A 13,902-nucleotide genomic window follows, 5' to 3' on the forward strand; every position below is an offset into this window, starting at 1 on the left:
AGCCACCTGGGACCCTTCTTAAATAATCGCTTCGATCACAGCGGAGATGCCGATATCAACGACCCAAAAAAACAGCGTCATAACCACAACAGTACCAAGAACGATCAATGTGTAGTTGGTCAGCTCTTTACGATTAGGCCAGCGAACTTTTTTAAGTTCAGCCCAGCTTTCTGAGAAAAAGGAAATCAGAGATTTGAAACTACGTTTCACGCCGACTACACCTCCCAAAAACTATCTGGTTTCGCGATGAGAAGTCTGCTCGTTACAAAACTTGCAAAATTTCTTCATCTCCATGCGGTCGGGGTGATTACGCTTGTTTTTTGTCGTAGTGTAATTTCTTTGTTTGCAGTTTGTACAAGCCAAAGTAATAATTACCCGCATGATGTACACCTCCCGAAGACTTCCACTTTAAAGCAGAGTCTCTAAATTGATCCTAAAAAAAAGCCGCGAATTTAGGCCTACCTAAAACACTTTATCATAAGGGTATAACCATGTCAATGAAAGAATAGCCTTTCATCACTGGTAAAAGTTCCGTTCGAAAAACGTGTAGTTCGGGCGTCTCTGATTTTTCTCTTCTCCTGCTTGGACCAAGCGATTACTAGTATTATCAAACTTTTGACTTATAAACTTAGAGCAGCAAAAAAAGACTCAAACTCCGAGCCTTTTCCGTCAACAGCAACATTGTTCAATTATCTCGAACTTCCAGGTACTTTTCAAGTTTGCGCTTCACGCGCTGCAGTGCATTATCAATGGACTTCACATGCCGGTCCAAATCTACTGCAATCTCTTGATAAGATCTCCCGTCCAGATACAACATCAATACTTTTCGTTCCAAGTCACTTAGAATCTCCGACATCTTATCTTCCAGACCCACAAACTCTTCCTGGTTGATGATAAGCTCTTCCGGATCACTGACCTGGGTTCCACAAATCACATCGAGTAACGTACGATCGGATTCTTCATCATAGATTGGCTTGTCCAACGATACATAGGAATTAAGCGGAATATGTTTCTGACGTGTTGCCGTCTTGATTGCCGTAATAATCTGTCTGGTGATACACAGCTCGGCAAAAGCTTTAAACGAAGCCAGCTTGTCTCCCTTAAAATCGCGAATGGATTTGTAGAGACCAATCATTCCTTCCTGAATGATATCTTCCCGGTCTGCCCCAATCAGAAAATAAGATCTTGCCTTGGCGCGTACAAAGTTGCGATATTTGTTAATCAAAAACTCCAGCGCTTCGCTCTCACCTTCACGGACCGCTTCGACAATGTCTTCGTCACTTTGGTAATCATACTTTGATAACATGATATCTTTGAGGTCGACACTCACAGACAATCCCTCCGGCTGCAACGCAAGGTACACCGTTACTCTACTCTATGAAATATACGAACAGTATATATGATGGCACCTCACACAGTCAACCACGCTATCCCTAAAAAAGAACATCAATAACATAATTGTCAAGACTTTCAAGATTGAAATATTTGTAAAACAGTTTCCCTATTCACGCCGCCAGCGCTCGAATTGCTTCAACACATCCGGGCTAAGCTTGGCTCCCAGTGTATTGCGTGTGGACTTGGCCTGATCCTCCTCCAGACGTTTCTGCAATTCTTTCTCATTCTGCTCCACTTCGATCAGCAGTTCCCTGGCAGATACACGTAATGCTCCCTGTCCAAAAATGACATGCTGTTCTACCATATCGCTTGTGGCTACATAGATTTGGCGTCTCCGCGAGCTTAGTTCCCGTACGAGTCTCTCAATGCATTCGTCAGCCGTCTCTTTTTCCTTAGTAAAATAGATCTGTACCTTGCTCTGTGTGTATGTTTTACCAAGTCCGGGTACGAGATAGGCATCAAAAACAACGATGACCTTGCGACCGGAGAACGCCTGATAGTCGGCAAGACGGAAGAGAAGACGATTCCGCGCCTCCTCGAGCCCACTCTCTGCCAGTCTGGACAGTTCTGGCCAGTCACCAATCATGTTATACCCGTCTACCAGAAGCACATCCCGGGAATCAGCCATACCATCTATCCCTGTGCTTGGCGCGAACGAAGCACTTCGTACATGACAACACCCGCTGCCACGGAAGCATTCAGGGAGTTAATCTGTCCCTGCATCGGCAATTTGACCAGTACATCACACTTCTCACGAATCAGTCGGCCCATACCTTTGTTTTCGTTCCCGATAACCAGGGCTACCGGTCCTGTGAATACACCATTGCCAAATACCGGCTCACGTGCAGTCACATCCGTACCCACAACCCACACGCCCTCTTCCTTGAGACGATCAATCGTCTGAGCCAGGTTGCTAACCCTAGCAACCGGTACATATTCAGCCGCACCTGCAGAAGTTTTTGACACCGTTGCAGTCACTGATGCTGAACGCCGCTTAGGGACAATAACACCGTGAGCCCCCGTGCAGTCAGCTGTCCGCAGAATGGAACCCAGGTTATGCGGATCTTCAATTTCGTCCAGTAAAATCAAAAACGGATGCTCATTCTTCGATTTTGCCGCTTCCAAAATATCCTCTACCTCAGCATAAGCATAAGGGGCCGCTTGCGCGACAACACCCTGATGCTGAATGCCCGGCACAGTTTGATCCAATTTGCGCTTGTCCACATGCTGAATTACGATACCCAGTTTTTTGGCTTCCGCGATAATTGGTTGGGTCAAGTGTTTCTGTGCTGTATCAGCGATCCATATTTTGTTGATGGTACGTCCTGAACGCAGCGCCTCCGTCACGGAGTGCTTACCAGCAATCCATTCTTCTTCCATATTGCTTCGGTCCTCTCTATTACGTCCTGCATATACCTCCTAGTTGGCTTGTACCACAGGAACGACTAAGTTGTTATTTTTATTTTTTGTTTGGTGGCGGTGATTGCTGTTCTGCATGCTCAATTCCCTGCGTAATCAGTTGGATCATGCGCTCATGCCGACCACTACTGTACAGGTAACCTACAAGGCACTCTAAAGCAGTGGCATGTCTGTATTCCAGCACATCGGCGTTCTTGGGAATACTGCCCGACTTCGCATTCCGCCCCTGTCTTACAACGTCGCGCTCTTCTTCGGTCAATTGTTCCTCGATCCCTGTAAGGATACGACTCTGTGCCTTGGCTGATACGAGACCCGTCGCACTGCGATGCAAGTGATTCGGACGCATATTGGCTTTGGACAACAGATACTGCCTTACCGCTACCTCATACACTGCATCACCGATATAGGCAAGTGCAATCGGAGGAATCAATCTTGCAGGCCGGGAAGGCGGGTACGGAAACCACCCTCCCTGTGACACAGCCTCTGTCTGTTCTTCAGCAGGCCGTTCCCCCTGCTCCGAATGATCGACAGAATCAGACAAATTCTTCAACTGGTCCTCGTTCATTTGCGCCGCCATCTCATCCCTTGAGCCGTATCTTCAAGCAGGATGCCCTGCGCTGACAATTCGTCTCTAATTTCATCAGCCCGTGCCCAGTTCTTGGACTTGCGCGCTTCCGTACGCTCTTCAATCAGGCGTTCAATCTCTTCATCCAGGAGCTCCGGTTCTGCTTCCGTATAAATGCGAAGCACCGCATTCAACTCACCAAACAGCTCAAGCAATGCACGAATTTCCGCAGCGTTTACGACTTCCTTTTGCAGCAGCTGGTTTGCTTCCGCAGCCCATTCGAACAATGCAGTAATGGCATCCGGAGTATTGAAATCATCCTGCATTTTCTCGTGATACTGCTGGCGAATCTGCTCCAGTTTAGCAGCGAACTCCGCTGTAATATCCTGATCTACTGTTACTGACTTCAAACGATGCTTCAGATTGCCAACGGCATTCGCGATCCGATCCACACTGTTTTGTGCTTGCTCCATTGTATCTTCGGTAAAGTTAAGCGGATTGCGGTAATGTGTCGACAGCATGAAATAACGAATGGCTTCACGTTTGTACTGGGTTCGAAGGTCTTTTACAAGCACTCCGTTACCGAGTGATTTCGACATTTTTTCGTTATCGATACGGATAAATCCGTTATGCATCCAGTAGTTGGCAAGCGGTTTGCCCGTCAGCACCTCGGATTGTGCGCATTCGCACTCATGGTGAGGGAACTGCAGATCCTGTCCACCTCCATGGATATCAAGCGTATCTCCCAAGTATTCACGAGCCATAGCAGAGCATTCGATATGCCAGCCCGGACGACCATTGCCCCAAGGACTGGACCAGTAGATCTCACCTGGTTTAGCTGCTTTCCAGAGCACGAAATCTTCGGGATGTTCTTTGCGCTCATCTACACCAATCCGGATACCGAACTGCAATTCCTGCAGATTCTGCTTCGACAGCTTGCCATACTCTTCGAATTTGCCTGTGCGGTAATATACGTCCCCACCATTTTCATAAGCAAAGCCCTTTTCAACCAACTCACGGATAAAATCGATAATGAGCGGCATATTCTCTGTAACTCTCGGGTTGCTGCTGGCTTTGGGAATCCCCAATCCCTCAAGATCCTCGTAGTACGCAGCAATAAACTTCTCGGCAACATGAGGAACGTCAGTACCCAGCTGTTCGGCTTTGCGAATCAATTTATCATCAACATCCGTGAAGTTTACAACGTAGTTCACTTCATGTCCTGTCTGTTCCAAGTAGCCGCGAACGGTGTCGAAAAAAATAACCGGACGTGCATTCCCGATATGAATGTAATCATACACTGTCGGTCCGCACACATACATTTTTACCTTCCCCGGTTCTTGGGGAACGAAATTCTCTTTGGTACGACTCATCGTATTGTAAATTTGAAGCGTCATGGTCACTTTCCTTTCATTCATACTTCCCTATTTATTTATTGTATCACGCGAAGTCTCATTCTTACGGCTATCCTGTAGTGTACGCACTTCTTCACGCAATCGTTCGATCTCTTGCTGCATACTGCGCAGAGAGTCAATGACCGGATCGGGCAGCTGCTGATTCAGACGATCCACCCGGCGTCCGTCCTGCTTGACGATTCTTCCCGGTATGCCTACAACTGTACTGTTGGATGGCACTTCTTTCAATACGACCGAGTTGGCTCCAATGTTACTTTGATCACCAACGCTGAATGAACCGAGCACTTTGGCTCCCGATGAGATAACCACATTATTGCCAATCGTCGGGTGCCTCTTTCCTTTTTCTTTCCCTGTTCCGCCAAGTGTAACCCCCTGGTAAATAACAACATCATCGCCAATCTCACAGGTTTCACCAATAACTACACCCATTCCGTGGTCAATAAACAGCCGATTCCCTATGGTCGCTCCAGGGTGAATCTCGATTCCTGTCATAAAACGGCTGATCTGCGAGATGAACCGGGCAACCGAGAACCATTTGCGTTTATAGAAAAAGTGCGCGATCCGATGAGCCCATATCGCATGCAGCCCCGAATAGGTAAATACAACCTCGAACCATCCCCTGGCAGCCGGATCGTTTTCAAACACCGCCTGGATATCTGATCTGATCTTCTTGAACATGCTCGTTCCCCTCTTGTTCAGGTCTTCGTCCTCCGGCATACCGGACGGCGCAGCCCTCTTGGTAGTGTACTGCTGACTCGCCCCAAACAAAAAACGCCTCTGCAGCATAATGCTGCAGAGGCGTTAATCGCGGTCCCACTCTGCTCGGCCCAGCCTTACGTATCAGAATTAGACAGTCAGCAAATGGCTGCCACCTGTTCTGACAAAATAAGAATGAACCCTCAAGCGGTTCGGTAACGGAAACCAACCGTCACAACCTATCCTGACGTTTTCCTCTCCTACACGTACAAGAGGCGGGGCCGGATTCGGCTATGCAGCTCACGGGCGCATTTCGACCGACGGACAGTGGATGGCTCACAGCCACCGCAGCATAAGAAATTTATTCTTCGTTGCGGGACCATCCTCTCTGGAACTGTCCAATTCGGTTTACTCCTCCCGGTCTTTGCTGTTCTATGATGAATGCTGAAACATGTCATTTAACCTTTGTGTTGCTATTATAGCGAAAAGGTACTGGACTGACAACAACCTTGCAATAACTTCATCCCCAGGCGATAACGACCCTCACCGGCGGCAGTACCAGGATGTACAGCGTTCCTGGATTACGCGCCTTTCACCTGTGCATGCAGACGCTCAACAACCGTATCCCGGCCGAGCAGTACAATGGTTTGATTCAGGTCACGTCCATGGGTCTGTCCAGTCAGTGCTACACGGATAGGCATAAAGAGCTGCTTGCCTTTAAATCCGGTTTCCTTCTGTACTTCCTTGATCAATGCGGCCATTTTACTTGGGGTAAACTCTTCACTCGCCTGCACTTTGTCGGCAAAGGCCTTCAGAACAGTTGGCACCTGCTCTTCTCCAAGCACGGCAGTCGCTTCTGCATCCAGCTCCAGATGGGAGCGGAAGAACACTTCAGACAGTTCCACAATGTCGGAGGCTGCAGTCATTTGCTCCTGGTACAGATGAACGAGTGTATACGCCCATTCCTTCTGCTCAGGGGACAGCTCAGCTGCAATGCGTCCTGCCTTTTGCAGATGCGGAATCGCCATTTCAGCAATACGTTCCGGGTCTGCATGTTTAATATAGTGATTGTTCAAATGCGCCAGCTTATGCGTATCAAATACAGCCGGGCTCTTGGACAAACGTTTGGTATCAAAGATGGAGATCAACTGTTCCTGCGAGAAGATCTCTTCTTCCCCTTCCGGTGACCAGCCAAGCAGGGAAATAAAGTTGAACATCGCCTCTGGCAAGTAGCCGAGCTGATCATATTGTTCGATAAACTGAATGACGGACTCATCACGTTTACTCAGCTTCTTGTGATTTTCATTCACAATCAGGGTCATATGACCGAATTGCGGCGGCTCCCAGCCGAGCGCTTCATAGATCATCAGCTGACGCGGCGTGTTGGAGATATGATCTTCCCCGCGAAGAACGTGAGAGATTTTCATGAGGTGATCATCCACTGCAACGGCATAGTTGTACGTGGGAATGCCGTCTTTTTTCACAATGACGAAGTCCCCGGATTCCTTGCTGTTAAATGAAATGGTGCCTTTAACCATGTCATCGAACGTATATGTGCGCTCTTCCGGTACACGGAAACGAATGCTCGCAACGCGGCCTTCCGCTTCAAAAGCACTGATCTGCTCTGGCGTCAGGTCACGGTGTTTGCCCGAATAACGCGGCGTTTCTCCACGTGCCGTTTGCTCCTCGCGCTCTTGCTCCAGCTCTTCTTCCGTGCAGAAGCAGCGGTAAGCCAGACCTTTGTCCAGCAGCTCCTGGGTGTATTTGCGGTAAATATCCAAACGTTCCGTCTGACGGTAAGGTCCGTATTCCCCGCCTACATCAATGCTCTCATCCCACTCGATTCCGAGCCATTTCAAATATTTAAGCTGGCTTTCCTCGCCACCCGCAATGTTCCGTTTTACGTCAGTATCCTCAATACGAATGATGAATTTCCCGTTATTATGCTTGGCATACAAGTAGTTAAAGAGCGCCGTACGGGCATTCCCGATATGCAGGTGTCCCGTTGGACTCGGTGCGTAACGCACACGAACTTCTGTGCTCATAAAAGATCCCCTCCGTATACTAGTTGGTTGATAATATCACACACGAACAAGGCAAACAACCGATTGGGCCGCAATCCCCTCTCCCCGTCCAGGGAATCCGAGCTGCTCCGTAGTCGTTGCTTTGACATTGACCTGATCAACATCCGCTTCCAGCGCCTTGGCAATAACCTCGGCCATCTGTGGAATGTAAGGTGCCATTTTCGGTTTCTGCGCAATAATGGTGGAATCAATGTTGCCCAAACGATATCCGCGATCTTTCACGAGCTGCCATACATGCTCCAGCAGTTTGAGGCTATCCGCGTCCTTGAACTCCGGATCGGTGTCCGGAAAGTGTTTCCCAATGTCCCCAAGTGCAAGTGCACCCAGAATGGCATCACTGATGGCATGCAGCAGCACATCTGCATCCGAGTGACCAAGCAGTCCTTTTTCATAAGGAATCGTTACCCCGCCAATGATGCACGGACGTCCCTCCACCAATTGGTGTACATCAAATCCCTGTCCTACACGTATCATCGCTTCTTCTCTCCCCCAAGCAAAAACGCGGCATATTCCAAATCTTCCGGCGTCGTTAATTTGATGTTGGTATAACTTCCTTCCACAACCTGGACGGACATACCCTGGCGCTCAGCCAGCATGGCGTCATCCGTCCCCAGAAATCCGTCCCTTGCGGCCGACTCGTAAGCAAGCAGCAGTGAAGAAAGACGAAAAGCCTGCGGGGTTTGAATACTCCACAGACTGCTGCGGTCAGGCGTCGCCGTAACGATTCCTTCCGCATTCACTTGTTTAATCGTATCTTTAACGGGAACGGCAAGTACAGCGGCTCCCCCCGACATCGCGGCCTCCATGCAACCTGTAATCTGCTTACGGTCAACAAAAGGACGTACCCCGTCGTGAACGAGAACCCAATCCGTCTGTAAAGCCTTCAGGCCTTCATGCACAGAATGCTGTCTCTCTTTCCCTCCGGGGATGACACGGACACGCGACTCCAGTCGGTATTCTTTTACCCAATCCAGGCAGCGTTCAACATCTGCGGCTCCGGTTACCAGCACGATCTCGCTGATCTCGTCCAGAGCGGCAAACACTTCAAGCGTATGTATGAAAACGGGCTTGTCCTGCAGCAGCAGAAACTGCTTGCTCTCGGTTGTTCCCATTCGGGTTCCCCGACCTGCTGCCACAATGACGACACCCCACCCTTTATCCATGCCGTAATCCCTGCCTTGTCTGTCAGTTTATCGTTCTACGATACTGAATATCTTCAAGCGATATAAATATCGGTGAACGATACACTACCCATCATACCCCTTTATTGGGCTTTTTCCAACAGTTTAGGCTTGGCAAAAATCATTCTTCCCGCGGAAGTCTGCAGCACACTGGTCACCAGCACTTCCATCATCATGCCGATATACTCCCGTCCGCCTTCCACGACAATCATCGTACCGTCATCCAGATAAGCTACACCTTGGCCATGCTCCTTGCCATCCTTGATGATCTGCACCATGATCTCTTCACCAGGCAGCACCACAGGCTTCACCGCATTCGCCAGATCGTTGATGTTCAGTACAGATACACCCTGGAGCTCGCAAACCTTGTTCAGGTTAAAGTCATTGGTAACGACCTTGCCCTGAAGCACTTTGGCAAGTTTGACCAGCTTGCTGTCCACTTCCGATATTTCTTCGAAATCCCCTTCGTAAATGAGTACCTTCACGTCGAGTTCTTTTTGGATTTTATTCAAAATGTCGAGTCCGCGCCGTCCTCTATTCCGCTTCAGCAGATCCGAGGAATCTGCAATATGCTGAAGTTCTTCCAGGACGAATTCCGGAATTACGATTGTACCTTCGATAAACCCGGTCTTGCATATATCTGCAATACGGCCATCAATAATGACACTGGTATCCAAAATCTTGTGTTCTTCCATCCGTCTGTCTTCATCCAGCTCGGGGTGCCCCCATCGCCCAGACATCCAGAATGCAGCGAGGTCGTCTTTCTTCGCCATGGCTAGCATGTACCCTGAATAACCGCTCACGGCCGTCAGAGCCACCTGAAGCACCTCTCCTGCTGCTCCCAGCCAAGTCAGACATGGATAGAGCAGCAAGGCTACCAGTAACCCTGCAACGGTACCTGCTGCACCAGCAGCCAGTTCGTTCATCGGTATTTTAGCCAAAGCATCAATCCCATTTTGCAGTCTGCTTGCCAGCAAGGTTCCACCAATATTACATACAGCCATAAACAATACAGCGCCCAGTGCCGTTGCTACTCCTGCCCCCAGCAGCCCTGCTGACTGAATCCATTCAGCCATCCACGGGACGGATTTTCCTGCCAGATGATATGCCGTGTAGCCAAACCATGCACCGCACAATCCTGTAAAAGTTAAAATGCCTTTTTTCCACATATGTCCCTGCACCTCCTTTAATTGTCCTTCATCTTCATATCCAGTATGATCCAATTGTTGGATTGCTAATCCCGGTTGCAAGAACTTTTTGGAAATGTTTGCAATCGTCAGTTGAAAGAAGGTAAATTATTGGCATATAATGAATTCAATTCATATCCCGAGGTGAGTAGCAAAATGAGTACGCTAAGTTTACAGGCTTTTCAGGATCAGGTTTCCGAGCTGTTGCTGCGTCATCGAAGTCTGATTGACGTACTGTCCAAAACAGGACAAGCCGGAGCTTCTGTCAATCGTGCCGTGTCCAAGGCCATTACCGAATGCGGCTGCATTGAGCTGCACGCCACCAAGCAGAAATATGCCCCCGAGAGCGGTATGGCTCAAACCAAGGGCCTGCTGGAAACGCATGTGGAAGGTGAATTGTGCGAGAATTGCAAAGAGGTCATCAGCTCCGAATTGGGGCGGAACCTGTTTTATATGTCAGCTCTCTGCAATCTGCTGGATATCAACATGGAAGAAGTCGTGAATCACGAGTCACAGAAATGTTCGACGTTAGGGATGTTCAATTTGTCGTAAATGATTGGCGAAGTTGCCGTACAAGAGCAGGTACCGTATAGATTCGAATCAACAAAAAAAGCACGTACGCTCCTAAAAGGAGAATGCGTGCTTTTTCTTATTCATCCAAGGCAAGTATGCCAATCAATAAACCATTACCGATCGGAAGGACGAGAAGACTTCTCTTCCTTGCGCTTCTTCGCCCGATTGCGGGAGGCTGCCGTTCGCATATTATGCTTCATTCCATATAGAGCGTACAGTACCAGTGGAATAAAGATTAGCTTCGACAGCTGTTCCGGAAAAATGACAGCAACCGCTACAGCGAATACAACAACCCAAGGGGCGATCCAGATCGCTTTTCGCGGCAAACCGACCTTTTTGAAATTCGGATATTTAAGCGAGCTGACCATCAGATAGGATAATAACAATGTAGCTATCATCATGCTCACGGGACCAATATCCTTGTTAAACAACGTCAGCGTTGCAAGCACACCTCCAGCTGCCGGAATGGGCAGGCCTGTAAAGTATCCGGGAATTCCGGGTCTTACATTAAAGCGTGCCAGCCGAATGGCTCCGCAAATGGGGAAGCTTGCCGTAGCGATCCAGGCGAGAACCGGTGATGCATCCTGGAAGGAAACCATAAACATAATGAGTGCCGGGGCTGCACCAAACGAAACCATGTCAGACAAAGAGTCAAGCTCCTTGCCAAATTCACTTTGGGCATTGAGTGCACGCGCTACCCGGCCATCCAACCCATCCAGCAGCATCGCCACAATCACCATAATCGCAGCCAGGCTATAATTCCCATCAATTGCAAGCAGTATCGCCATCATTCCAAGAAACAGATTACCCAAGGTAAAGAGGTTCGGAATGAATCTGGTTAACATGGTTGTTTCACCTCATCATCTTCAGGGCCGTTATAGGCTAGGCAAACCTATACTGATAGCTCTGGATTACATTTGTCTGTCGATAAACATTTGCTCCTGCAGACGCTTCAGCCCTTCTTTAATGGTCCGGGCGCGTACCTCACCAATACCGTCGACTTCATCCAGCTCTTCAATCGTTGCCATGATCACATGCGGCAATTGTTCAAATTGGTCCACAAGGTTATGAATAATGACATTCGGAAGGCGTGGTATCTTATTCAATACCCGATATCCGCGCGGTGCAACCGAATCTTCCGATGTAGCAGCCGATGAAGGATAGCCGAGCAGACGGACGATGTGATGTGCATCCAGCAATTCATCATCCGACAGTCGCTTGAGGCCCACGATAATTTCGCGAATCTTCTCGTCACTATCGTCTCGTGCATAGTCCTTGTACAGCAACCACGCTTCTTCTTCCGTTGTTCCAACCAGTTCCTCCATTTGCATGGAGATCAGTCGTCCTTCATTCCCAAGTTCATGGATGTAGCGCTTGATTTCCGTTTTGATGCGCATCACCATTTCCGTACGCTGAATGACATTTACCACTTCAGGGATCGTGACAAGTTCTTCGAACTCCGAGGCACTTAGATTCGTAAGGGATTGGGTAAGTACAGCTTTGTACTTCTCCAGCGTTTGAATCGCCTGGTTAGCCTTCGTCAGAATAACTCCAATTTCCTTGAGCGAATATCTAAGCGTTCCCTGATATAAGGTAATAATATTCCGGCGCTGCGAGATGGATACGACCAATTTGCCTGTTTGCTTGGCTACACGTTCTGCTGTCCGGTGACGAATCCCTGTCTCAGAGGAAGAGATGGAGGAATCCGGAATAAGCTGGGTGTTGGCATACAGAATACGCTTTAAATCCTCGCTAAGAATGATGGCACCATCCATCTTGGCAAGTTCATATAGATAGTTGGGGGAGAAATCGCAATTGATCGAGAACCCCCCGTCGACCACTTCCATTACTTCAGGGCTGTATCCTACAACAAGCAGTGCCCCCGTCTTGGCGCGCAGCACGTTCTCCAGACCTTCGCGGAAAGGTGTACCTGGTGCGATCAGCCTCAACAATTCATTCATATTATCCAGTTGGCTCGAATCTTTCATCTTGTTATGCCCCCTAATCTAAAGCAACCGCTAGTGCATCTGCCACGGTATTCACACCGATCAGTTGTATCCCGCGAGGATGTTTCCAGCCCTTTAAGCTTTTCTCCGGTAAAATGACTCGTTTGAAGCCCAGTTTCTCGGCTTCCTTCACACGTTGTTCAGCCCGTGATACGGCCCGAACCTCACCTGTCAAACCAATTTCGCCAAATATTACGTCATCTGGCTTGGTCGGCACATCCCTCAGACTGGATGCAATGCTGACGGCAACCGCCAAATCCACCGCCGGTTCATCGAGCCGAACTCCCCCGGCCACATTCAGGTACGCATCCTGCGTTTGCAAAAACATGCCCATCCGCTTCTCAAGCACGGCAATAATCAGGTTCAGCCTGTGATGATCTATCCCTGTTGCCATACGGCGGGGAGACGGGAAATGTGTTGCAGAGATGAGTGCCTGCAGCTCAACCAGCATCGGTCTAGTGCCTTCCATACTTGCAACTACTGTAGAACCCGCTACACCGAGCGGTCGTTCCGACAAAAAGAGTTCGGAAGGATTGCCCACTTCACGCAAGCCATCTTCGCCCATTTCGAAAATACCAATTTCATTGGTTGAACCGAAACGGTTTTTAACCGCACGTAACAGTCTATACGTATGATGACGTTCCCCTTCAAAGTAAAGAACACAGTCCACCATATGTTCAAGCATACGGGGACCAGCAATAGCCCCTTCTTTCGTAACATGCCCCACAAGCACGGTTGCAATGCCTCGGCCTTTGGCGATCCGCATAAACCGGGAAGTACATTCCCTTACCTGTGCTACGCTACCGGGTGCACTGGTGACTTCTGGAAGATAAACCGTCTGAATAGAGTCGATGACAAGAAAATGCGGCTGGATCTGCTCCACCGCTTCCTCAACACGTTCCATATTTGTTTCACACAGCACATACAGTTCAGGAGAGAGTGCATCCAGACGATCAGCCCGCAATTTGGTCTGTTTCACCGATTCTTCACCCGAAACATATAACACGCGCAGACCCGAATGCGTTAGAGCATGCGAGGTTTGCAGCATCAGCGTTGATTTTCCGATTCCTGGATCTCCGCCTACCAGCACGAGAGAACCCGGAACAATTCCACCGCCCAATACCCGGTTCAGCTCTCCGATTCCAGTCTGCACTCGCGGTTCCTGACCGCTATCTATATCTATGATGGGAAGCGGTTTATCTTTACTGTCAAAGAGGGGGGAATTTCTCCCTTGTGTTTTGACAACCGTTTCAGTTTCTTCCACCATGGAATTCCATGACTGACACCCCGGACATTTGCCGTACCATTTGGGGGCTTCATAACCACATTCCGTACATTGAAACTTGGTTTTAACTTTGGCCACTTCAGCACTCCTAGGATT

The 13,902-nt window shown here is 48.9% G+C and carries 16 protein-coding genes; 1 reads left to right on the forward strand and 15 read right to left on the reverse strand.

Annotated elements, in window-relative coordinates:
- Nucleotides 1-18: 18 nt before the first annotated feature.
- From secE to AC3RCI_RS26225, 12 genes are all read right to left on the reverse strand, one after another.
- Nucleotides 19-210: a preprotein translocase subunit SecE gene (secE, locus tag AC3RCI_RS26170; protein WP_024633600.1), complete on the reverse strand. Its 192-nt coding sequence runs from the start codon at nucleotides 208-210 to the stop codon at nucleotides 19-21.
- A 21-nt stretch (nucleotides 211-231) separates the two neighbouring features.
- Nucleotides 232-381, reverse strand: a complete 150-nt coding sequence (gene rpmG / locus AC3RCI_RS26175; protein ID WP_072735843.1) for a 50S ribosomal protein L33 — start codon at nucleotides 379-381, stop codon at nucleotides 232-234.
- A 304-nt stretch (nucleotides 382-685) separates the two neighbouring features.
- Nucleotides 686-1,330 (reverse strand): RNA polymerase sporulation sigma factor SigH, encoded by a 645-nt coding sequence (gene sigH / locus AC3RCI_RS26180; RefSeq protein ID WP_024633601.1) that lies wholly within the window; start codon nucleotides 1,328-1,330, stop codon nucleotides 686-688.
- 171 nt (nucleotides 1,331-1,501) lie between these two features.
- Nucleotides 1,502-2,023, reverse strand: a complete 522-nt coding sequence (locus AC3RCI_RS26185; RefSeq protein ID WP_095293429.1) for an NYN domain-containing protein — start codon at nucleotides 2,021-2,023, stop codon at nucleotides 1,502-1,504.
- Between the two features lie 5 nt (nucleotides 2,024-2,028).
- A complete protein-coding gene (gene rlmB, locus AC3RCI_RS26190; RefSeq protein WP_095293430.1) occupies nucleotides 2,029-2,775 on the reverse strand; it encodes a 23S rRNA (guanosine(2251)-2'-O)-methyltransferase RlmB in 747 nt (248 codons plus the stop codon).
- A 79-nt stretch (nucleotides 2,776-2,854) separates the two neighbouring features.
- Entirely contained in the window at nucleotides 2,855-3,379 is a 525-nt protein-coding gene (locus AC3RCI_RS26195; RefSeq protein WP_492526937.1) for a Mini-ribonuclease 3, read from the reverse strand.
- On the reverse strand, nucleotides 3,376-4,776 hold the full coding sequence (gene cysS, locus AC3RCI_RS26200) for a cysteine--tRNA ligase (RefSeq protein WP_492526938.1): 1,401 nt from the start codon (nucleotides 4,774-4,776) through the stop codon (nucleotides 3,376-3,378). Before cysS ends, AC3RCI_RS26195 begins: the two co-directional genes overlap by 4 nt.
- A 27-nt stretch (nucleotides 4,777-4,803) precedes the next feature.
- Complete coding sequence (gene cysE / locus AC3RCI_RS26205) at nucleotides 4,804-5,472, reverse strand: serine O-acetyltransferase (protein WP_154896980.1); 669 nt, start codon at nucleotides 5,470-5,472, stop codon at nucleotides 4,804-4,806.
- A 599-nt stretch (nucleotides 5,473-6,071) separates the two neighbouring features.
- Nucleotides 6,072-7,535, reverse strand: a complete 1,464-nt coding sequence (gene gltX / locus AC3RCI_RS26210; RefSeq protein ID WP_336784373.1) for a glutamate--tRNA ligase — start codon at nucleotides 7,533-7,535, stop codon at nucleotides 6,072-6,074.
- Between the two features lie 36 nt (nucleotides 7,536-7,571).
- Nucleotides 7,572-8,048 (reverse strand): 2-C-methyl-D-erythritol 2,4-cyclodiphosphate synthase, encoded by a 477-nt coding sequence (gene ispF, locus AC3RCI_RS26215; RefSeq protein WP_095293433.1) that lies wholly within the window; start codon nucleotides 8,046-8,048, stop codon nucleotides 7,572-7,574.
- Nucleotides 8,045-8,737, reverse strand: a complete 693-nt coding sequence (ispD, locus tag AC3RCI_RS26220; RefSeq protein ID WP_336784375.1) for a 2-C-methyl-D-erythritol 4-phosphate cytidylyltransferase — start codon at nucleotides 8,735-8,737, stop codon at nucleotides 8,045-8,047. Before ispD ends, ispF begins: the two co-directional genes overlap by 4 nt.
- A 101-nt stretch (nucleotides 8,738-8,838) precedes the next feature.
- Complete coding sequence (locus AC3RCI_RS26225) at nucleotides 8,839-9,924, reverse strand: PIN/TRAM domain-containing protein (RefSeq protein ID WP_336784376.1); 1,086 nt, start codon at nucleotides 9,922-9,924, stop codon at nucleotides 8,839-8,841.
- 174 nt (nucleotides 9,925-10,098) lie between these two features.
- Here AC3RCI_RS26225 and AC3RCI_RS26230 point away from each other — a divergent pair, with 174 nt between their 5' ends.
- Entirely contained in the window at nucleotides 10,099-10,494 is a 396-nt protein-coding gene (locus tag AC3RCI_RS26230) for a nucleoside triphosphate pyrophosphohydrolase family protein (protein WP_336784377.1), read from the forward strand.
- 134 nt (nucleotides 10,495-10,628) lie between these two features.
- Here the strand turns inward: AC3RCI_RS26230 and pssA are convergent, their stop codons facing one another.
- The 3 genes from pssA to radA all read right to left on the reverse strand — a co-directional run bounded on the left by pssA (nucleotide 10,629) and on the right by radA (nucleotide 13,884).
- The gene (gene pssA, locus AC3RCI_RS26235) at nucleotides 10,629-11,360 is read right to left on the reverse strand and encodes a CDP-diacylglycerol--serine O-phosphatidyltransferase (protein ID WP_095293436.1); all 732 of its coding nucleotides are present in this window, start codon (nucleotides 11,358-11,360) and stop codon (nucleotides 10,629-10,631) included.
- Between the two features lie 66 nt (nucleotides 11,361-11,426).
- On the reverse strand, nucleotides 11,427-12,503 hold the full coding sequence (disA, locus tag AC3RCI_RS26240; protein ID WP_127540919.1) for a DNA integrity scanning diadenylate cyclase DisA: 1,077 nt from the start codon (nucleotides 12,501-12,503) through the stop codon (nucleotides 11,427-11,429).
- Between the two features lie 13 nt (nucleotides 12,504-12,516).
- A complete protein-coding gene (gene radA, locus AC3RCI_RS26245) occupies nucleotides 12,517-13,884 on the reverse strand; it encodes a DNA repair protein RadA (protein ID WP_095293438.1) in 1,368 nt (455 codons plus the stop codon).
- Nucleotides 13,885-13,902 lie beyond the last annotated feature (18 nt).

It is taken from the genome of Paenibacillus sp. MT124 (assembly GCF_058792755.1).